General features: G+C 61.2%; 20 protein-coding genes and 1 pseudogene. 14 read left to right on the top strand and 7 right to left on the bottom strand.

Annotated elements, in window-relative coordinates; all coding sequences use genetic code 11:
• Positions 1-322 precede the first annotated feature (322 nt).
• Entirely contained in the window at positions 323-1,843 is a 1,521-nt protein-coding gene (locus CXY74_RS09075; protein ID WP_104200130.1) for a SulP family inorganic anion transporter, read from the bottom strand.
• Between the two features lie 198 nt (positions 1,844-2,041).
• Here CXY74_RS09075 and CXY74_RS09070 point away from each other — a divergent pair, with 198 nt between their 5' ends.
• Positions 2,042-2,440, top strand: a complete 399-nt coding sequence (locus CXY74_RS09070; RefSeq protein WP_104200129.1) for a MerR family DNA-binding transcriptional regulator — start codon at positions 2,042-2,044, stop codon at positions 2,438-2,440.
• 15 nt (positions 2,441-2,455) lie between these two features.
• On the opposite strand, the gene CXY74_RS09065 is transcribed toward CXY74_RS09070, so the two are convergent.
• On the bottom strand, positions 2,456-3,601 hold the full coding sequence (locus CXY74_RS09065) for an MFS transporter (RefSeq protein WP_104200128.1): 1,146 nt from the start codon (positions 3,599-3,601) through the stop codon (positions 2,456-2,458).
• A 442-nt stretch (positions 3,602-4,043) separates the two neighbouring features.
• On the opposite strand from CXY74_RS09065, the gene CXY74_RS09055 reads away from it, so the two are divergent.
• Together CXY74_RS09055 and CXY74_RS09050 are read left to right on the top strand one after the other, a co-directional pair.
• Positions 4,044-4,538: a hypothetical protein gene (locus CXY74_RS09055; protein ID WP_104200126.1), complete on the top strand. Its 495-nt coding sequence runs from the start codon at positions 4,044-4,046 to the stop codon at positions 4,536-4,538.
• Between the two features lie 26 nt (positions 4,539-4,564).
• The gene (locus tag CXY74_RS09050) at positions 4,565-6,250 is read left to right on the top strand and encodes a ribonuclease J (protein WP_104200125.1); all 1,686 of its coding nucleotides are present in this window, start codon (positions 4,565-4,567) and stop codon (positions 6,248-6,250) included.
• A 74-nt stretch (positions 6,251-6,324) separates the two neighbouring features.
• On the opposite strand, the gene CXY74_RS09045 is transcribed toward CXY74_RS09050, so the two are convergent.
• Both CXY74_RS09045 and CXY74_RS09040 read right to left on the bottom strand, forming a co-directional pair.
• Positions 6,325-7,974, bottom strand: a complete 1,650-nt coding sequence (locus CXY74_RS09045) for a peptide chain release factor 3 (RefSeq protein ID WP_104200124.1) — start codon at positions 7,972-7,974, stop codon at positions 6,325-6,327.
• Positions 7,975-8,017: 43 nt separating this feature from the next.
• A complete protein-coding gene (locus CXY74_RS09040) occupies positions 8,018-8,377 on the bottom strand; it encodes a MerR family transcriptional regulator (protein ID WP_146070103.1) in 360 nt (119 codons plus the stop codon).
• 555 nt (positions 8,378-8,932) lie between these two features.
• Here CXY74_RS09040 and CXY74_RS09035 point away from each other — a divergent pair.
• Both CXY74_RS09035 and CXY74_RS09030 read left to right on the top strand, forming a co-directional pair.
• Complete coding sequence (locus tag CXY74_RS09035) at positions 8,933-10,543, top strand: sodium-dependent transporter (RefSeq protein ID WP_104200122.1); 1,611 nt, start codon at positions 8,933-8,935, stop codon at positions 10,541-10,543.
• Positions 10,540-10,701, top strand: a complete 162-nt coding sequence (locus tag CXY74_RS09030; protein ID WP_104200121.1) for a methionine/alanine import family NSS transporter small subunit — start codon at positions 10,540-10,542, stop codon at positions 10,699-10,701. The genes CXY74_RS09035 and CXY74_RS09030 overlap by 4 nt, the downstream gene beginning before the upstream one ends.
• A gap of 227 nt (positions 10,702-10,928) precedes the next feature.
• On the opposite strand, the pseudogene CXY74_RS17955 reads toward CXY74_RS09030, so the two are convergent.
• Positions 10,929-11,137: pseudogene (locus tag CXY74_RS17955) on the bottom strand (recombinase family protein); the annotation flags it as partial.
• 114 nt (positions 11,138-11,251) lie between these two features.
• On the opposite strand from CXY74_RS17955, the gene CXY74_RS09020 reads away from it, so the two are divergent.
• Positions 11,252-11,602: a multicopper oxidase domain-containing protein gene (locus tag CXY74_RS09020; RefSeq protein WP_233193298.1), complete on the top strand. Its 351-nt coding sequence runs from the start codon at positions 11,252-11,254 to the stop codon at positions 11,600-11,602.
• 46 nt (positions 11,603-11,648) lie between these two features.
• Positions 11,649-12,071 carry a DUF302 domain-containing protein gene (locus CXY74_RS09015; RefSeq protein ID WP_104200119.1) on the top strand — a complete coding sequence of 141 codons (423 nt, stop codon included), beginning with the start codon at positions 11,649-11,651 and terminating at the stop codon, positions 12,069-12,071.
• 642 nt (positions 12,072-12,713) lie between these two features.
• Here the strand turns inward: CXY74_RS09015 and CXY74_RS09010 are convergent.
• Positions 12,714-13,070, bottom strand: coding sequence for a co-chaperone YbbN (locus CXY74_RS09010; RefSeq protein WP_104200118.1), 357 nt, complete (start codon positions 13,068-13,070; stop codon positions 12,714-12,716).
• Between the two features lie 124 nt (positions 13,071-13,194).
• Here CXY74_RS09010 and CXY74_RS09005 point away from each other — a divergent pair, with 124 nt between their 5' ends.
• From CXY74_RS09005 to CXY74_RS08995, 3 genes are all read left to right on the top strand, one after another.
• Positions 13,195-14,571 carry a rhodanese-like domain-containing protein gene (locus CXY74_RS09005; RefSeq protein WP_104200117.1) on the top strand — a complete coding sequence of 459 codons (1,377 nt, stop codon included), beginning with the start codon at positions 13,195-13,197 and terminating at the stop codon, positions 14,569-14,571.
• A gap of 138 nt (positions 14,572-14,709) precedes the next feature.
• Positions 14,710-15,312, top strand: a complete 603-nt coding sequence (locus CXY74_RS09000; RefSeq protein WP_370446138.1) for a rhodanese-like domain-containing protein — start codon at positions 14,710-14,712, stop codon at positions 15,310-15,312.
• Positions 15,309-16,082 carry a sulfite exporter TauE/SafE family protein gene (locus CXY74_RS08995; RefSeq protein ID WP_104200115.1) on the top strand — a complete coding sequence of 258 codons (774 nt, stop codon included), beginning with the start codon at positions 15,309-15,311 and terminating at the stop codon, positions 16,080-16,082. Before CXY74_RS09000 ends, CXY74_RS08995 begins: the two co-directional genes overlap by 4 nt.
• A 6-nt stretch (positions 16,083-16,088) precedes the next feature.
• Here the strand turns inward: CXY74_RS08995 and CXY74_RS08990 are convergent, their stop codons facing one another.
• Positions 16,089-16,379, bottom strand: a complete 291-nt coding sequence (locus CXY74_RS08990; RefSeq protein WP_104200114.1) for a metal-sensitive transcriptional regulator — start codon at positions 16,377-16,379, stop codon at positions 16,089-16,091.
• A 246-nt stretch (positions 16,380-16,625) separates the two neighbouring features.
• Here CXY74_RS08990 and CXY74_RS08985 point away from each other — a divergent pair, with 246 nt between their 5' ends.
• The 4 genes from CXY74_RS08985 (at position 16,626) to CXY74_RS17300 (ending at position 18,436) form a co-directional block, all read left to right on the top strand.
• Positions 16,626-17,069: a hypothetical protein gene (locus tag CXY74_RS08985; RefSeq protein ID WP_199183182.1), complete on the top strand. Its 444-nt coding sequence runs from the start codon at positions 16,626-16,628 to the stop codon at positions 17,067-17,069.
• Entirely contained in the window at positions 17,059-17,592 is a 534-nt protein-coding gene (locus tag CXY74_RS08980) for a hypothetical protein (RefSeq protein WP_146070102.1), read from the top strand. Before CXY74_RS08985 ends, CXY74_RS08980 begins: the two co-directional genes overlap by 11 nt.
• The gene (locus CXY74_RS08975) at positions 17,589-17,963 is read left to right on the top strand and encodes a rhodanese-like domain-containing protein (protein ID WP_104200112.1); all 375 of its coding nucleotides are present in this window, start codon (positions 17,589-17,591) and stop codon (positions 17,961-17,963) included. Before CXY74_RS08980 ends, CXY74_RS08975 begins: the two co-directional genes overlap by 4 nt.
• Positions 17,964-18,193: 230 nt before the next feature.
• The gene (locus CXY74_RS17300; protein WP_146070101.1) at positions 18,194-18,436 is read left to right on the top strand and encodes a hypothetical protein; all 243 of its coding nucleotides are present in this window, start codon (positions 18,194-18,196) and stop codon (positions 18,434-18,436) included.
• Positions 18,437-18,600: the final 164 nt, after the last annotated feature.

The following is an 18,600-nucleotide window of genomic DNA, read 5'->3' as shown; positions in this document are numbered from 1 at the left end:
AGAGCGGTGAGAACGGAGGGTTCCGCTCGGTAACGGTTGGGCGCGGTGGATTTGTGAACAATGGCCATGAGGCCTCCAGAAACGGGACCTCAGGGAGAAGCCAGATGGATGGGAGTGGCGATTGGGGCGCCGGTTTCACGCGTCTCGCCACTGGGGCGCGGTGTGATGAGAGTCGACCCGAAGGAGAATATTTTTTCCCGTCGAAACACTCAGCCATCGCAACGTTACCTGAACGTGAGGGTTTAAGCCCCTTCGCGCACAAATAGGCCGGGCCCCGAAAGGAGGCAGAGCCCGACCCGGTTAGGCAAGGAAGTGGGATGGATTAGTGGCCCGAGCCCATATTTCCGGCGAGGCGGGCATGGAGCAGGCTGCTGGATTCGTTGAGTCCGTCGATGGTCACGACCTTGTCGTGCCGCTGGTACTTGTACTTGATGTCGTCGAGGGTAGCGACGGTGGAGGCATCCCAGATGTGCGAGTTCGTCATGTCGATGACGATGCGGTCAGGATCGTCGAGGTAGCTGAACTGCGTCTTCAGATCGTTGCTGGAGGCAAAGAATAGTGCGCCGGTGACGGTGTAGTAGGCGACCGGGCCCTGGTCATCCACGGTCAGGCTGCGTTCGACCTGTGCGAGGTGGGCGACGCGGCGGGCGAAAGCGACCATAGCGATGACGACACCGATCACGACGCCGACGGCGAGGTTGTGGGTGGCGACGACGGCGATGACCGTGGCTACCATGACCGTGGTCTCGCTCTTGGGCATTCGCTTCAGCGTGCTCAGACGGATGCTGTGCCAGTCGAAGGTCAGCACGGACACGATGATCATCACCGCGACCAGAGCAGCCATGGGCACGACGGACAGCACATCGCCGAGGCCGAGTACGAGAACGAGCAGAAAGGCGCCGGCGAGGAAGGTGGAGATGCGGGTGCGGGCCCCGGAAGCCTTGACGTTGATCATGGTCTGGCCGACCATCGCGCAGCCGCCCATGCCGCCGAAGAAGCCCGAGAGCATGTTGGCAACGCCCTGAGCCCAGGACTCACGGGTTTTGTTGGAGTGGGTGTCGGTGCTCTCGTCGACGATCTTGGCGGCCATCAGCGACTCGAGAATTCCGACCATCGCCATTCCGAAGGCGTAGGGAGCGATGATCGTCAACGTTTCCAGGTTGAGCGGGACGTTGGGGAAGAATAGCTGCGGAAGCGTCGTGGGCAGTTCGCCCTGGTCCCCAATGGTGGGGACATTGATCGACACCACGACGGTCAACACCGTGAGTACGACGATCGCGACGAGCGGCGCGGGAACCACCTTGGTGAAGCGCGGCATGACGACCATGATGATGATGCCGACCGCGACAAGCGGGTAGACCATGAACGGGACGCCCAGCAGCTGCGGCAGCTGCGAGGTGAAAATCAGGATACCGAGGGCGTTGACGAAACCGACCATGACGCTGCGGGGAATGAACCGCATGATTTTGGCAACGCCGATGAACGCGAAGACAATTTGGAAGACACCCGCCAGGATCACAGTAGCGATGAAGTAGTCGATGCCGTAATCCCGCGCGACCGGGGCGATTACAAGCGCGATGGCAGCGGTCGCACCGGTGATCATGGCGGGGCGGCCACCGAGAACTGCGATCGACACGGCCATGATGAAGGTCGAAAAGAGGCCGACACGCGGATCGACGCCGGCGATGATAGAGAATGCAATCGCCTCGGGAATGAGGGCCATGGCCACAACGAGGCCAGCGAGCACCTCCCGGGTGAGGATGCGCGGTGTGCGCAGAGCTTTCATCACGGTGGGATCGGCTTTGTACCGATTCTTCTCCGTGGTTTTTTCAATGATGGCCATGGGGCCTTCCTGGAGCGGGACACACGTTTGGTGTCGGATGAGTAGAAGAAGTGAGTGTGGGCGCCCCGTCGCGCACCTCCACCAGTCATCAGGGACAATGGTGGGAGAGTGGGCTCACATGACAATGTCAGCCAACTTCTGCAACACTACTCTAACGTTAGGGTTGATTGCGAATCCGTTCGAGAAAAGGTATCAACTATGACTTCCCCAGCCACCACGGCCACCACGGGCACCATGCACATTGGAGAGCTCGCCGAGAAGACCGGCCTCTCACTGCGCACCATTCGTCACTATGACGAAATCGGGCTACTGAAGGCCTCTGGTCGTACCGAGGGCGGTTTTCGCCTCTACACGCAGGAAGATCATTCTCGACTGATCTTGATTCGCCGCATGAAGCCGCTGGGGTTCTCTCTCGAAGAGATGATGGCGCTGTTGAAGATCATCGACACGCTGCAGGGCGGCGTGGCTGGTTCGGACAATCCGGATGTCCGCGCGGAGCTTGACACTTTCATTGCGCAAGCGGTTGAGCGTCGGCAAAAACTCCAGGACCAGCTGGGAATGGCCGACGAGTTTCTTGAGGTTCTGCGCACTCAGTAGAGCTGAGCGGTCGCGCTAGGCTCGCTGCGGCGGTCGCACGAAGAGGGCGACGCCGATGATGATGACGGGAATAAGTGCCAGCGCCAGCGCCGGTGTGGTGAAGCTGCCGGTCAGGTCGAACCCGAGCGAGAGCGCGACCGGGCCGAAAGCCGTCGACGCGAGGCCGATTGCCGTAGCTACTCCGCGGATATTGCCAATGTGTGCCAAGCCGTAATAGCGCACGTATGAGGCGGCTTCCATTCCGCGCAGGCTCCCTCCGGCGGCACCAAGAACGAGGCCGTAGACGATGGCCGCCATTCCGCTGGTCACCCACGGCAGCATAACGAGAGCCGCGGCCAGCGTCACCATGGAAAACACGATGAAAACCTTGGGGCTAACCCGGTCGACGAGGCTTCCCGTGAGCAGGGTGGCTAAGATCCCGGTAACGGTCTGCGGTAGAAAGTTCGCCGCCGCTTCTAACGGGGTCAGGCCTTGGGCGCCTAAAATGGCGATTTGGTGAAACGCCAGCGCCGTTGTCAGCATGCCCGAGGTTGCCAGGCTTGCGGCGATAACCCAGAACATGCCCGATCGGATGGCCTCCGGCAGCGTCCACGATTCCTTCTGAATAGTGAGCTGAGCCGTGGAGGGGGTCGACTCCGGATCGACGGCGGGGGCGCGCCTGGGAAAGACCAACGCCAACGGAATGACCACCACGGCCACAAGCACCGCTTCCCACCGCCACGCATCATAAATGCCAACAGACGCGATCAGCCGCTCTACAAAGATCGGTGCGAGTGAGATGCCGGCCGAGCCGATGGCACTCGCAATACCTAAGGCCAGCCCGCGCCGATGGTGGATGGCCCGGGCAACCGCGGTGGTCGCGGCCAGGGTGAGCGCACCCTGGCCGGCCATCCGAACACCGGTGAAGCCGGCGGTGAGCCCGATGATCTCACCAACGAAGCTGAAGGCTAGGAGGATGACGGCAAAGCTGAGGCCAATCACGACCGTGACGGACCGTGCTCCCCATCGGTCCAACGCCCGCCCAATAAACGGCTGCACGGACGCGCCAACGAGCGTGCCAATGAGGTAACTGAGCGAGACATCCGTTCGCGACAGTCCCAGGTCGACAATCAAGGGATCTGTAAAGACGGAGAGACCGGCAGTCTGGCCGGGGGCCGTCATGACCGAGATCAGTCCGGCGGCACCGATGAGGGCCAGCCAGGACCATGAGATTCGCGGACTCGGGCGCGGCGCTGTCCTTCGGTCGGACGGCGCGGGGGAGTGGGGGAAGTGTGGGGAGTGTGGTGTAGAAGACGACACGGAAGCTTTCACAAGAATGGGGCGGACGGCGCGCCAGCAGTGCGCTGGCTGCGACGTGCAAAAAGAGCGCATCTGGAAGGTTCGAACAGCTTTCGAATGGTGAGCGACACGCAAGCCCACCTACACTCTACTCTCACGTGAGAGGAAGGTGACCGATAGTGGATAGGAAATGGCCTTCAATTCATACTCTTCCCTTACGTTACGGTAGAGTTGCTGTAGGTGGTTGACAGAAAGCCGCTCACGCGGTCCCTGACCCGATCGCGGCCCCTACTTTTCCGTTCTAGGTTCCCGAGAGGAGCACTTCATGTTCGTTCATCCCCTCGCTCGTACCGACCAGCACCTGATTCAGGATTTCATGCTGACCAAGATCACCCTCCTGCTGGCCCGCCACGCGGAACATGCGGAGTGGGAGTTTGAACTCACAGCCATGGACGACAAGTCCCGCGAAGGATCGTCGCAGGGACACGCATTCCTCTTCATTTACACCGTCGCTCGGTATTACGTCGCGGTCACGCGCGCCTACGCGGAGTCCAACACCTCCGAGACCGGTTCCGATCGCGACGATTCAACATTCTTCGGCGACTTCATTGATGCTGTCGCCAGCAACGACCCCAAACGAGCGTCGACACGGTGGTTCTCCACCGAGATCAGCGCCGAAACCGATATCGCCGCTCCGGCAATCCGACAACTCGCCTTTGAATTTCTCGACCGGCTCATCATGCCGGCCTCGGATTTCATTGCCAGTGACGTGGCCGATTTCCTGCCCGACCCATACGAATCTGACCATTCCGTGGGCTGACGCCCGCGCCCCAAGAAAAGAGCTCAATGAGCACCCATCCACTGTCCCTTACTGCACCGCCCGTACTTCCGGCGCGCGGCCTGCGCATCATCCCGCTCGGCGGTCTCGGCGAAATCGGCCGTAATATGACCGTGTTTGAGCACAAAGGCAAACTGCTCGTCATCGACTGCGGGCTGCTGTTCCCGAAAGACATTCAGCCCGGCATCAACGTGATCCTGCCCGATTTCTCGATCTTGCGTGATCGGCTTGATGACATCGAAGCCATCGTCCTCACCCACGGCCACGAAGACCACATCGGCGCCGTGCCCTACCTGCTCAAGGAACGCGGTGACATTCCCGTCATCGCCTCCAAGCTGACCCTCGCCTTCGTCGGAGCAAAATTTCAGGAACACCGTCTGCATCCCCCGGTCGTTGAAGTTAAGGAAGGCGAACGCCGCTCTGTTGGTCCCTTCAACCTTGAATTCCTGGCCGTGAACCATTCCATCCCCGACGGCCTCGCCATCGGCATCCGCACAGAAGCCGGGCTGGTCGTGCACACCGGCGACTTCAAAATGGATCAGTTCCCCCTCGACAACCGACTCACCGACCTGCCCGGTTTCGCCCGGCTCGGCGACGAAGGCATCGACCTGCTGCTGATCGACTCGACCAACGCCGTTGTGCCCGGATTCACCACACCCGAAGCCGACATCGGCCCCGCCATCGACACCGTGTTTCGCACCGCGCCACGACGGATCATTGTCTCCAGCTTTGCCAGTCACGTCCATCGCATCCAACAGGTGATCGATGCGGCTGTACGCCACAACCGCAAGGTGGCCTTCGTCGGCCGATCCATGGTGCGCAACATGGGTATGGCCGCTGAGCTGGGGTATCTGCACGTCCCGAAGGGACTGCTCGTAGATGTCAAGGCCCTGGAGCGGATGCAAGACGACAAGGTCGTTCTTATCTGCACCGGTTCACAGGGAGAACCGATGGCGGCTCTGGCCCGTATGGCGAACCGTGAACACACCATTCGCATCGGGGAGGGCGACACCGTTCTCTTGGCCAGTTCGGTCATTCCGGGAAATGAGAACTCCATCTACCGGGTCATCAACGGACTGACCCGCTGGGGTGCCAACGTCGTGCACAAGGCCAATGCCAAAGTCCACGTGTCCGGGCACGCCAGCGCGGGCGAACTCGTCTACTGCTATAACGTGATGCGCCCAACCAACGTGATGCCCGTGCACGGTGAATGGCGCCACCTCACCGCCAACGCGGACCTGGCCGTGCGCACCGGAATCAGTAAAGACCACGTTCTCGTCGTCGAAGATGGCATCGTGGTCGACCTGGTCGACGGACGCGCCACCGTCGTCGGCCGAGTGCCAGCCGACTACGTCCTCGTCGACGGCATGACCGTCGGAGGAGATGCAGCGGAAGCGATGGAAGACCGTCGACTCCTCGCCGAGGACGGTGCCATTACCGTTCTGGGAATTCTCAACACCAAGACGGGACGCCTGGCCGAACCGGTGGAATTCATCTCCCGCGGCTTCACTCACGATGCCGACTGGGCAGCCAATGCCGCGCAGGTCATCGACAAGGCCATGGTTGCAGCAACCCAGAACAACGCGCTCGACGGAGCAGCCCTCGAGCGCATCTTCTCCGAGAGCGTGACCCGCTGGATGCAACGCAAGTATCGGCGCAACCCGGTGATCACGGCGGTCGTCGTTGACGCCTAGACGATAGCCAGCACAGCAGCGGCCCGGCGCATCATGTGTGCCGGGCCGCTGCTGTTCTCGCCGGTGACGCACCTTCAGCGGCGTTTATCGCCGCGGGCTGCGCCCTCGACGGACTCCGTCTCGACGGACGGGCTGAGGTCTTCCAGCACGATATCCGGGAACTCCCGAGCGACAGCCTGAAACCGCCAGGGGGTGCTGAACAAGGCCAAGAGGGTGTTGTCGGATCGAGTGAGCACTTCCACCTGGCGTAGCGACCCCAGTCTGCCCGCGCTTGCTCGATCGGTGCAGCGCGCGACTTGGTAGGGCAACGTTTCCATGCGGATATCAGCACCAAAATCGTGCGTCATGCGTTCCTCAACGACGTCGAACTGCATCGGACCCACCGCCCCGAGTGCTGGAGCCTGGTCGCCCCGCAGGTCAGACCGCATGACTTGAATGACCCCCTCATGGTCGAGTTGATCGATTCCGCGACGGAATTGCTTGTGCCTGCTGGTGTCGGCGGGGCGTACGGCACGAAAATACTCGGGGGCGAACACCGGCAGGGGCGGGTATTCAACGGGTTCGGAATCATAGAGTGAATCGCCCACCCGAAGAGAGGCTGCATTGATCAACCCCACGATGTCGCCGGGCCAGGCCTGCTCCGCCATGGTGCGTTCCCGTCCGAACATCTGTTGCGCATACTTCGTGGCAAACGGACGGCCGGTCGATGCCTGCGTCACAACCATCCCGCGGTGGAACATGCCCGAACACACCCGCACGAATGCGACGTGGTCACGGTGCGAGGCGTTCATGCCGGACTGAACCTTGAAGACAAATCCGGAGAAGTCACCGTTGACGGGCCGTTGTCGACCGGTGATATCTGCCCGGGCCAGAGCGGGCGGAGCGAATTCCACGAGAGCATCCAGCAGCTGGTGAACACCAAAATTGAGAACGGCAGCGCAAAACAGCACCGGCGTGGTCGTCGCGCGAAGAAAAAGTGCCTCGTCGTGGTCGTGCCCTTCGGCATGGAGCAGTGCTGATTCTTCGGCAGCATTAGTCCAATCCTGACCGAGTTCCGCGGCAGCGGCCGTCGCCGTGGTACGAGCTTCAATGGCGGCGGTCGCGCCTCCCGGGGTTCGAGTGAAACGCACAAATCCGGGGGATTGTCGATCTAGAACTCCGCGAAATTCGCCGGCGAGCCCGACAGGCCAGGTGAGCGGTGTGGGCACAAGCCCGGTGCGGTCATGGATCTCGTCCATGAGATCCAACGCGGACTTTCCAGGTCGATCCCATTTATTGATGACCGTGATCACAGGCAGGCCGTGTTGTCGGCACACCTCAAACAGCTTCATAGTTTCTGGTTCGAGGCCCTTGCTGGCATCGACGAGCATCACAGCGGCATCAACAGCGGAGAGGACCCGGAAGGTGTCTTCGGAGAAATCGGCGTGACCGGGGGTGTCAACGAGATTGATCACGGTGTCGCGATACTCAAACTGGATAGCGGCGGACGTCACGGATATGCCACGGGCCTGCTCCATGGCCATCCAGTCAGACACGGTGCCCCGCCGGCCAGCTTTGCCGTGTACCGCACCCGCCCGATCAATCGCGTGCGCGTGCAGCAAGAGTGCTTCGGTCAGCGTGGACTTGCCGGCATCAGGGTGAGAAATAACGGCAAAGGTGCGCCGTTTGTGGGCTTGGGCGAGGATATCGAGGTTAGAGACGGTAGGGGTGGTTTGATGCGTCACGGTATTCCTGTCTGAGCGTGATCACCAGGTGGGCGTGGTTGATTCACAGACTCCGCAGCAGGTCGATGAACCCGCTGGCTACGCGAACCTGTTCGCGCAGTGAGCATTCACGCGCTTCGACATCGCTGATCAGGATGGCGAGATCGCGCCGGATTGTTGACACCGTCGCGTCCGGGTCGGAGTCGACCAGATCAAGCGTCGCCAGGGCTTCCTTGATTTCCGGATGGGTGAGAGACAATGCTCGGAGGCTGCGGATGATGCGTGCCCGGTCGAGGTCGGCCGGGGCATAGAGCCGATAGCCAGATCCGCTGCGCCCCGACGCTTGCAACACTTGGATCTCGTCGTAGTGCCGCACTGTGCGCTGGGAGAGCCCAGTCCGTTCGGCGAACTCACCGATAAGCATGAATGCCACCTCGTTTCGTACGGGAATAATCGTACATCTCTACGCTAACGTAAGAGTAGAGTTAGTGGAAACAGGCATGAGCAAAGCGTGCGCTCTTCAGCGAGTAATTCAACGGCAGCGTCAGCGGCCAACAGAAATGACAACCGAGTTTCATTCACACTCATCGCTATGCCAGCAAGCGGCACGAAAACCTTCAATGATCACTGGACAGATCGCCGACTCAGGCCGGGTGAAGGACGACCGGAGTCTTCCAGTAGCGGGAATTACTCTCGATGCGTGCGCGATGGACCTGACAGCGAAACCCTGGACGCATCGCCGGAAATCACGATCACCGTTTCCGGTGATCCAATCCGGAAGATGTCAACCTATATGAGGTTCTCTTTCGAATGATGCTACGAATTCATCTCGCCGGGCGTCTTGACATGATTTCTGGGGCGGGGATACCGTGAAGACGGTTACCCACCGAGAGCATCTGCTGCGAGGATTACAACTGTGAGTTTATCAGGAAAGACACAACAACCGCCCTTGATTGCCAGCGCGCGGCCACAGCGTGAAATGTGGTCCGGGCGGAGAGTGTTCATTCTTGCCGCCATCGGGTCCGCCGTGGGACTGGGCAATATCTGGCGCTTCCCCTACGTTGCCTACGAAAACGGCGGCGGGGCATTCATTATCCCGTATCTGGTCGCCTTGCTTACTGCCGGAATACCGCTACTTTTCCTCGATTATGCCATCGGGCACCGATTCCGTGGTTCGCCTCCGCTGGCAATGCGGAGACTGCATCCCAAAGCCGAAGCCATTGGCTGGTGGCAAGTAGGAATCTGTTTCGTCATTGCCGTGTACTACGCGGTGATCATTGCCTGGGCGGGCATGTACTTCATATTCTCCTTCACCACCGCTTGGGGCGAGGACGCCGCGGGTTTCTTTACCGGCGAGTTCCTCCAGGTCAGCGATCAGGTGAACCTGGGCTTCGACTTCGTGCCCTCCGTGCTCATTCCGCTGATTCTCGTGTGGGGCGTGGTTATCGCCATCCTGGCTATGGGCGTGCACAAGGGGATTGCCCGATCCTCCATCGTGTTTATGCCGTTGCTGTTGATCATGTTTCTCATTCTGGTCGTCCAAGCGCTGTTCCTTGAGGGTGCCTGGACCGGACTGGACGCGTTCTTCACGCCGGACTGGACCCGGCTCGGTGACAGTTCTATCTGGGTGGCTGCCTATGGGCAGATCTTCTTCTCGCTGTCGGTGGCCTTCGGGATCATGATCACGTATTCCTCCTACCTGCGGCGGAAAACTGATCTGACCGGTTCCGGGTTCGTCGTCGGCTTCGCTAATTCCGGCTTCGAGCTGCTGGCCGGCATCGGGGTCTTCGCTGCCTTGGGATTCATGGCGGCATCGAGCGGGGTTGGTGTGGACGAAGTCGCTGTCAGCGGTATCGGTCTGGCATTCATTGCGTTCCCGACCATCATTGCGCAGGCGCCGGCGGGCGTTCTGTTGGGAGTGCTGTTCTTCGGTTCGCTTGTGTTCGCCGGTCTAACGTCGTTGATCAGTATCGTCGAAGTCATCATTGCCGCCGTTCAGGACAAGTTAGGCTGGCGGCGGGTGAAGGCAACGCTGGTCGTGGGCATCCCTATGGCCCTGATATCGATCGTGCTGTTTCCAACGACGACGGGTCTGAACCTGCTCGATGTGACCGATGCCTTTGTCAATAGCTTCGGAATTGTAGCCGTCGCACTGGTGGCCGTGGTGGCGATGTCTGCTGGGTTCAGCGCACTTCCCCGGCTGCGCGAACACATCAATGCAACGTCCTCGGTCAAGCTGGGGCGCAGTTGGCAGATTTTCATCGGCGGTGTCACTCCGGTGGTCCTGGGGTACATCCTGATCGACACCCTCACCACTAGGATCAGCGAGGGCTACGGCGGTTTGCCGGACTGGTTTGTCGGTGTCTTCGGCTGGGGCATGGTGATTGCCTTGGTACTGATCGCCTACCTGCTCTCGAAGATTCCGTGGAGCCATCGATCCGCCGCTTATGAGAAAAATGTCCATGGACCGATCCTGGACGCCGAGCTCGATGCGAATGAATCCGCCACGGATAAGACCAAGGGTGGCGAAACTGGCCTATCCGAAACCGCCGCATCAGGATCCGTAGCCGGGGAAAGGAAGAAGCCATGAGTACCTCCGCAGTTGTCATGATGATCATTGCTCTGTTGGCCGTATGGGGAGGTCTGGGGGTGGCCCTGCTCAATCTCAAGCGGCATCCGGAAGCGATCGACGACGAGGAAGCGGATGCCGTTTTGCACGACGGCGCATCCGTGACACCAGGACGATAAGGTCGTGAGCCTCAAAGTGACGTTGATTCGCCCGCGGCTGTGTCGGTTCGCCAGATCGGCTGTTCGCGGATAGGTCAAGCACGCCCTGCTGCCCGGAGCGGGCCACCTGTGCACGGGCAGGAGGATGCGCGCTCGCGCGACGACGGCCGCGAGCAGTAGATTTTCCGAGAGCGGCGACGCAGTGCCGGCGACGCAGTGCCGGCGACGCAGTGCCGGCGACGCAGTGCCGGCGTCGCAGTGCCGGCGTCGCCACCGCCGAGGTTCAGTACGCGAAGGCCAGCACCGCGGCCGCGGAGCTCTTCAGTGAATGCGAGCATGTTCTGCGTTGACCGGCCCAGCCGGTGTCGCGTCGTGATGACGCAGGTGTCCCGTCCTCGAGAGCGTCGAGCGCGCGATCGACGCGAGACTGTGACTCGCAAGCTTCACTGCCACCGACGTCATCGCGCTGGCTACATTTATCGTGGCCGGTCAGGCCATTCCACGTAACCTACGGACGGCCTCCGTAGCCGCCGAACGCGAGCTAATCTTCGCGATGGGAATGGACGGAAATATGGACGGCGACATGGGTGGGGGCATGATGTCGGCCACGATCAACGGCCTGGTATTCGATGCCACCCGGGTCGACACGACCGTGCAATTCGACAGCGTGGAGGACTGGTTGCTGACAAATACCAGCCCGCTCGATCACCCCATGCACCTGCACGTGTGGCCGATGCAGATCATCGAGCAGTCAGGCCAGCCCGTCGACACCATCATGTGGCAGGATGTCGTGAACATCCCGGCACGCAGCTCCATGCGCGTGCGTATCGCCTGTGACGACTTCAGCGGACGTATCGAATACCACTGCCACATCCTTGACCACGAAGACAGCGGAATGATGGGAAGCATCACCGCAAACTGACACCAGCCGCAACCATCAATTCACGAAAATGGATCAGGAGAAACCAATGAACTACGCACACACCATCACCGTCTCGCTGCCTTACGAAAAAGCCGTCTCCAGAGTGCGGGAAGAACTCGCCAACCAGGGATTTGGTGTTCTGACTGAAATCGACGTTCATGCGACCTTTGAAACGAAACTTGGCGTGGAAAGCGCGAATACACTGGGCAACTACCTGATCCTGGGCGCTTGCAACCCGGCCCTCGCCGAACAAGCACTCACCGCAGAGCCAGACATGGGCTTGCTGCTTCCGTGCAACGTCGTCATCCGACGAAGCTCATCAGCGAATACCACCACGGTTCAAGCTATCAACCCACAAACCATGGTCCAGCTCAGCAACTCCCGAGCTATACAGAACGTTGCTGATCAAGCCGATGAACGCCTTCTCGCCGCGCTAGCCGCTCTACAAGACGAAAACAGCAACACGTAACACGCGATCCGCTCTCCGCTCTCCGAAGGCACGGTCAGGACTTTGTCGCTGAATCTGTGCACCGCAACACTGAGCGGCGCTGCTCTTGTGGGTGGAGAGCGCTGTCAGGGTTTATGGCGCCAGCACCGCTCCGAAGTAACATACCGCCCCCACTTTACAGGCGATCGCCGTTCTAACCGGTTGCTGCCGGATCACCTGTCAGACACGTCAGGAATCAGCATCGAAACAGGGCCATCGCGTTGCGGCCGGCCGCAGGCGCTTCGGGCAAGCCTGAGAAGATGATGACGCGGATCGCGCCGTTAGCGTCCGAGCAGCCGGGACCAGAATGATCCGGTCGGTTTTTCCTTCACATGCCCGGCGCACTGTTGGTTGCGCGGCACACCGCGCATTACCTGATCAATGTGCTGACCGCAGCCCGCCCATGTTGTCTTTTGGCACACTTTGCACGTTACGGCACGACACATGAGGGATCTCCATTCGACGAGGTGAACTTTCGATATTAATTATACCCCAGGGAGTATTAAGGGTGAGGCGTGCACCGCACGTTCATTGAAGACGGGAATGTCGCTGACCTCCACTCGCTCACCCAAAGCGGGTGGCGCCGCCGGAGGTGGAGGAGATGAGCTCAGGGGGTAGGAGTTTTTAGTGGGCGGCGATGCTGGCGCGCACGTCGTCCATGTTGAGGTTCTCGACGCCGGCAATGAGTTCTTCCAAGCTGGCAGCGTTGAGAGCACCCGGCTGGGAAAAGACGAGCACGGAGTCCCGAAACGCCATCAGCGTGGGGATGGAGCGGATGCCCGCGGCTGCGGCCAGTCCCTGTTCGGCTTCGGTGTCAACTTTTCCGAAAGTGATTGCGGGGTGTTTTTCAGACGCCGCGGTGAATGTCGGGGCGAAACTGCGACACGGGCCGCACCATGCCGCCCAGAAATCAACCAGCACGATGGGACTCTGGGCAATGGTCGCGTCAAAGGTGGTCTCGGTGAGATCGGTAATAGCCATACCCGAAGACTATACCCTTAGGGGTATCTTGTATACGGTAGGGGGTATGTGCGAGACTGGGGCGCATACCCACTACACGCCCCAATTCGTGTCGGCGTGGTGGGCCCGATCTTTGGAGGCCACGATGATTTTGACCCAGTACTACCTCAACTGCTTATCCCATGGTTCGTACCTCGTCGGTGATGAGACGAGCGGTCAAGCCGTTGTCGTGGACCCTCGCCGCGACATCGACGACTACCTCGCCGATGCCCAAGCGAACAACCTGACCATCGTCGGCGTGATCAACACGCATTTCCACGCTGACTTCGTCGCCGGTCACCTTGAGCTGGCCGCAGCCACTGGCGCCTGGATCGGCTACGGTGCCCGCGCCGAGGCGGAGTACGAGATCCGTCACCTGGCCAATGGCGAGAAAATTTCGCTCGGTGAAGTGGAACTGCAAATTCTCGACACCCCCGGGCACACCTGGGAGTCCATCAGCATCGTCGTTCGTGAACACGCCGGCGACGCCGTACCTCATGCCGTCCTCACCGGCGATACTCTCTTCATCGGTGACGTGGGTCGTCCTGACCTGGCCGCATCCGTCGGCGCCGATCCCGACCAACTGGCCCGCGCCCTGTACGCGTCGATCCACACGACGCTTCTCGCCTTGCCTGATGCGGTGCGTGTTCTCCCCGCGCACGGTGCTGGTTCCGCTTGCGGCAAGAACCTCTCTGACGAGCTCGAATCCACCATCGGCAACCAGCGCCTGACGAACGCGTCTGTGCAGCCCATGAGTGAAAACGACTTCGTGACGATGATCCGCAGCGGCCAGCCCGCAATCCCCGGCTATTTCGCCGTTGACGCGATGATCAACCGCAGCGCGCACGAAATCATCGGTTCCACCCGTGAACTGGCACCGCTGAATCTGACGGATGTTCGCACATCCGTTGAACGCGGAGCCCGCGTTCTCGACACCCGCGGCCCCGAGGACTTCGCGCTCGGGCACCTGGCCGGGTCTATCAACGTGGGACTGGACGGTCGCTTCTCCGAGACGGCCGGAATGGTCATCCAGCACGACGACAGCATCGTGATCATCGCCGACTCCGGCCGCGAAACCGAGGCCGGAATGCGGCTGGCCCGCATCGGCTTCGACCGGGTCGCCGGATATCTGACAAACCCGGCGCAGGCGTTCACCGACCTCGGCCCACTGGCACAGGTCGGTACGCGGGTCGAGCTTGAGGACTTCGAGGCTGTGCGCCGGTACGTCGCCGCAACAATCCTCGACGTTCGTAACCCCGGCGAGGTCGAGCAGGGAGCGATCCCAGGCTCGCTGCGCATTCCTTTGGCCGAGCTGAGCGAGCGCCACGCCGAGGTGCCCGCCGGACCCGTGGTCATCCACTGTGCCAGCGGCTGGCGTTCAAGCGTCGCCGCGAGTGCCCTGCGCAGCCTTGGCCATTCGAACGTCACCGACCTCGTCGGCGGTTACAACGCATGGGCCGCGCAGCACGCCGTCGAAGTCTGAAGAGGCTCCCGCCGCGGCTGAACACCGGACCAATGCTGGCTTCACGTCAGACACGATCGTCGGCGGACTGCCTGAATGGCAGGTCGCAGCACTGCTCAACATTGCCACGCTCCCGCACCAAACTGAAACGGATCTACCATCTCTAACACCACGCGCACCATCAGCCCCATTCCGCCACCAATCGCGGCAGACGAGTTTCACCGGTGGGTTCTCAATCATGACGACCTGATGATCATCGATGTGAGGGAGGGCTTCGAGTTTGAAACCCAGCACATCCGGGGTTCGCATCACGTGCCTCTGCCCCTGCTCAAAGAACACACTGCAGAGTTTGCGCCCCTCATGGCGACCCGGGTTGTGTTGGTGTGCCAGTCGGGTCGACGCGCGGAGGAAGCGCGGAAAAAACTTGACGCAGCTGGTCTGACCGGTGCTCGCGTGTTGGCCGGTGGCGTGGCGAGCTATGCCGCGGCCGGCGGCGATATCGTCACCGGCCGCTCCATGTGGGCCATGGATCGACAGGTACGCATGACGGCCGGATCGCTAGTCTTGGCGAGCGTGCTGGCCGGAAGGTTCATCCATCCGCAGTTCCGACTTCTCGCCGGCGTCATTGGCGTCGGCCTCACGGTGTCGGCCGCCACCAACAGCTGCACGCTCGGCCGAATTCTGTCGTGGATGCCCTGGAACCGACCGGTTGCCGAACCCACGAAAAGTAAGATTCTCGCTCAGCTGGCGCCGCACGCATGATCCTGGCCTCGCTGCTTCTGGGGATGATCGTCGGTGCGCTCCTTGGCCTGGTCGGCGGGGGCGGGTCAATCTTGGCCGTTCCGGCATTGGTCTACGGTGTCGGGTTACCCCTCGAAGAGGCGATTCCCACCTCGCTGATCGTCGTGGGAGCGGCGTCGGCGGTCGCCATGCTTCCGCGGCTGCGCACCGGCGTGAACTGGCGTCTCGCCGGCATCATCGGTGCCGCCGGAATCCCCACGGCGTATCTTGGCACTCTCGTGAATCGACTGGTTGACCCTCAGCTTCTGCTCGTCGCTTTCAGCGTGATCATGGCCATCGCCGGTGTGCGGATGTTTTTTGCCACTCCCGTCGCAACTGGCCCCTGCGCCCCGGCCAGCAACGGGACCTGGTGGCGCAGTTGTCTGCCACGTGCGCTGGCCACGGGCACCGTCGTTGGGTTTTTGACCGGGCTGCTCGGCGTCGGCGGCGGGTTTCTGATCGTTCCGGCACTGGCTCTCGTGCTCGGACTCCCCATGGGCGTCACGATCGGCACGTCCCTCGTGATCATCGTCATCAATTCGGCCGCCGGCTTCATCGCTCACGTGAGCGACGTGCAGATCGACTGGGCCGTCACCGGCGCCTTTGCGGGAACGGCTATGCTGGCATCCCTGATCGCGGGCAGACTCAGCCGAGGGATCCCCGACCGCATTCTCAAAACAAGCTTCGCGATCCTCGTGCTCACCCTCGCCGTGTACGTCGCGCTCCGCGCCGTCGTGGGCTGGCTATCGTGAGCGGCGTCAGGCAAGGGAGAGAAAAAGCTTCTCAAGCTCATCGACGCTGAGCTTGTTGGTTTCTCCATTCGCGTCGTCATTAATGAAACACTCTTTCATCGCCGACGAGATGATAGTGAACCCCGCCCGGTCAATGGCGCTCGAGACGGCAGCCAGCTGGGTGACCACGGCACGGCAATCGGCGCCAGACTCAACGGCGGTGATGACGGCACCAAGCTGCCCCTGCGCGCGCTTGAGCCGATTGAGGGTCTTGCGCAGATCGTCGCTGGCGTGGGTCGCAAGTGCGCTAGTTCCCATGAGTGTGTGCTCCTGTGATAAGCGGATGCGCGGCTGGTTTTGTCTAAGATCATAATACCCCTTAGGGTATAAGTATCCTCAAAAATGGCAGCAAGCGTTTCACAATGAAAAGTAAATGAGGCTACTTAAATGCGTGACCAGTGCACCAGCAGAGACGAATCATCACGGCGTACTCCTTGGCGCGGCAAGCTGGCCGGGCTCGGCGCGGACCTGTGTCACTGGCCCTCACGTCGCTGGTGGGTTGCCGTGGCAACCGCACTATTTGCGGTGGTCTTCATCGCCATCCCGACGGACTTGATTGACACGCCATTGTTTTCGAGAGAGATCCCGCCAACCGTGTGGTCGTGGCCGGTGCTCAGCCTCAGCGCGGCTTTAGCGGGTCTGGTCACTGCCACCTACGTGGCGCACCCGGACGGCGCTACATCCAGTAGAGCAGCGGGCCGTGCCGGCATGGCCGGCTGGCTGGTGACGTTCTTCGCGGTGGGGTGCCCCGTCTGCAACAAATTGGTTCTTCTCGCTTTGGGGACAACCGGGGCAATGCGATTCTTCGAGCCCGTCCAGCCGTATCTGGCCGCCGCGTCCATTGTTTTGTTGATCTGGGCTCTGTACGCGCGCCTGACTCGAGAATATTCGTGTCGGCTGCCTGCTCGGGCCGATGCTGCGGCCGAAGTTCCCGTCCTTGTTCACTGACCTTCGAACCTGGACCCCGCGCCGCTGGCTGATCGCAACCGCCGTCGCCGTAGTCGTCTTGATAGTTCTCTCTATCGGCTACGTACCGAGTGCGGGCGGCGCAGGTATCGCGCTGTGGGGGACAGTCGCGGTCACTGCCCTCGGAGCGAGCTTGATCGGCTTGATCGTTGCCAGCTATATCGGCGCGCCTATTGGCGCCGACGCAACTCTCTGTGACACGCGATGGCCGGCACTGGGCCTAATTGCGCTTTATCTGACCACCGAAATACGCTCTCTCGACCCGGTCGTGAGCGGTGCTGCTCGGCCGGTCCTGGCCGCTGCCGCCCTCACCCTCTTGTTCTGGGCCCTGCGCGAGCGGCTGGCCAGCGAACGCCGAGCCACCACCCGCAACGAATCGTCAGGGTCCACTGAGGGTGAGGTCTGCGCCACCTGCACGCCCTTGTTCCCACGCTCCCGGAAAGTCGCCCCCGATCCGATCACTCTGCCGCCCACGTCACGCACCCGTCAGGACACCCAGCCATGAAGAAAAAACTCACCGCCATCACAATCGCGGTGGCGGCACTGCTCAGTACGGCCGCCTGCGCGAGCCCCGCGCCGGCGCCCTCCATCGCCGTCACCTCCGGTACGGTCATCATCGATGTGCGCACCGCACCAGAGTATGTCGGTGGACACCTTCAGGACGCCATCAATATTGACGTGCAATCCCCGGACTTCGACACGCTGATCGCGGCGCTGCCGATCGACGGGGACTACATCATCTACTGCGCCACCGGAAACCGATCGGCTGCAGCCGTCACACGCATGGCCGACATCGGATTCACCACGCTGACCGATGCTGACGGCATCACAGACGCGTCTGCCGCCACCGGACTGGCCATCGTGGTCGACAAATGAGCTGCACACAAACAGCACTGAAGTTATACCATACGGGGTATATTGAGGACTTCAGCTTGGCGAACTAAGGAGCGGTTCGGACTCTGCGTAGCGCTGTTCGCGATGACGGCGATTGGTCGGCGCTGTATTTGCCGGCAACGGCAGGCGGGGCTACGTTGGGTGGAGATGCAAGCGGCATCGGAGCTGGTTGAGGTACCGCCGGTCTGTACCGCTCATCACGAGGAGATTCAATGTCGAATCAGGGTCATGAACCGTGCGCAATGCGAGATCTCGAGGTCCGTAGTCTGTCCGATCATGAATGGCGTGTCGGCGATCGCCGCTGCCACGAAAGGTCGCCCGAGAAGGTGCTGGGCTACATCGAGAAACGTGGTTCCGCTTTTGAAGTCATGAACATAGAGGCACCGCGACGACATGTCATGTTCGCGCATTTCGAGTCGGCGGTCGCCTCGTTTGCGTCAGCCTTCGCGGCTTAGATTTTATCCACGGCGTTGGCGAACGTGCCGATTCGCGGCGTCCAGGGCGTAAGAATCCTGGTGCTGGACCCGCAGGTCAGCGACGAAGGGTTCGGGCACGGGCTGCCGGACCGCCGTGCCGACTCCATGACACGGCGATTTTGTCGCCCGACTTCCGGCAGACC

Source organism: Cryobacterium sp. Y29 (assembly GCF_002929825.1).
Lineage (GTDB): Bacteria > Actinomycetota > Actinomycetes > Actinomycetales > Microbacteriaceae > Cryobacterium.
The sequence above is the reverse complement of the archived record's forward strand: the minus strand, read 5'-3'. Positions and strand labels throughout refer to the sequence as shown.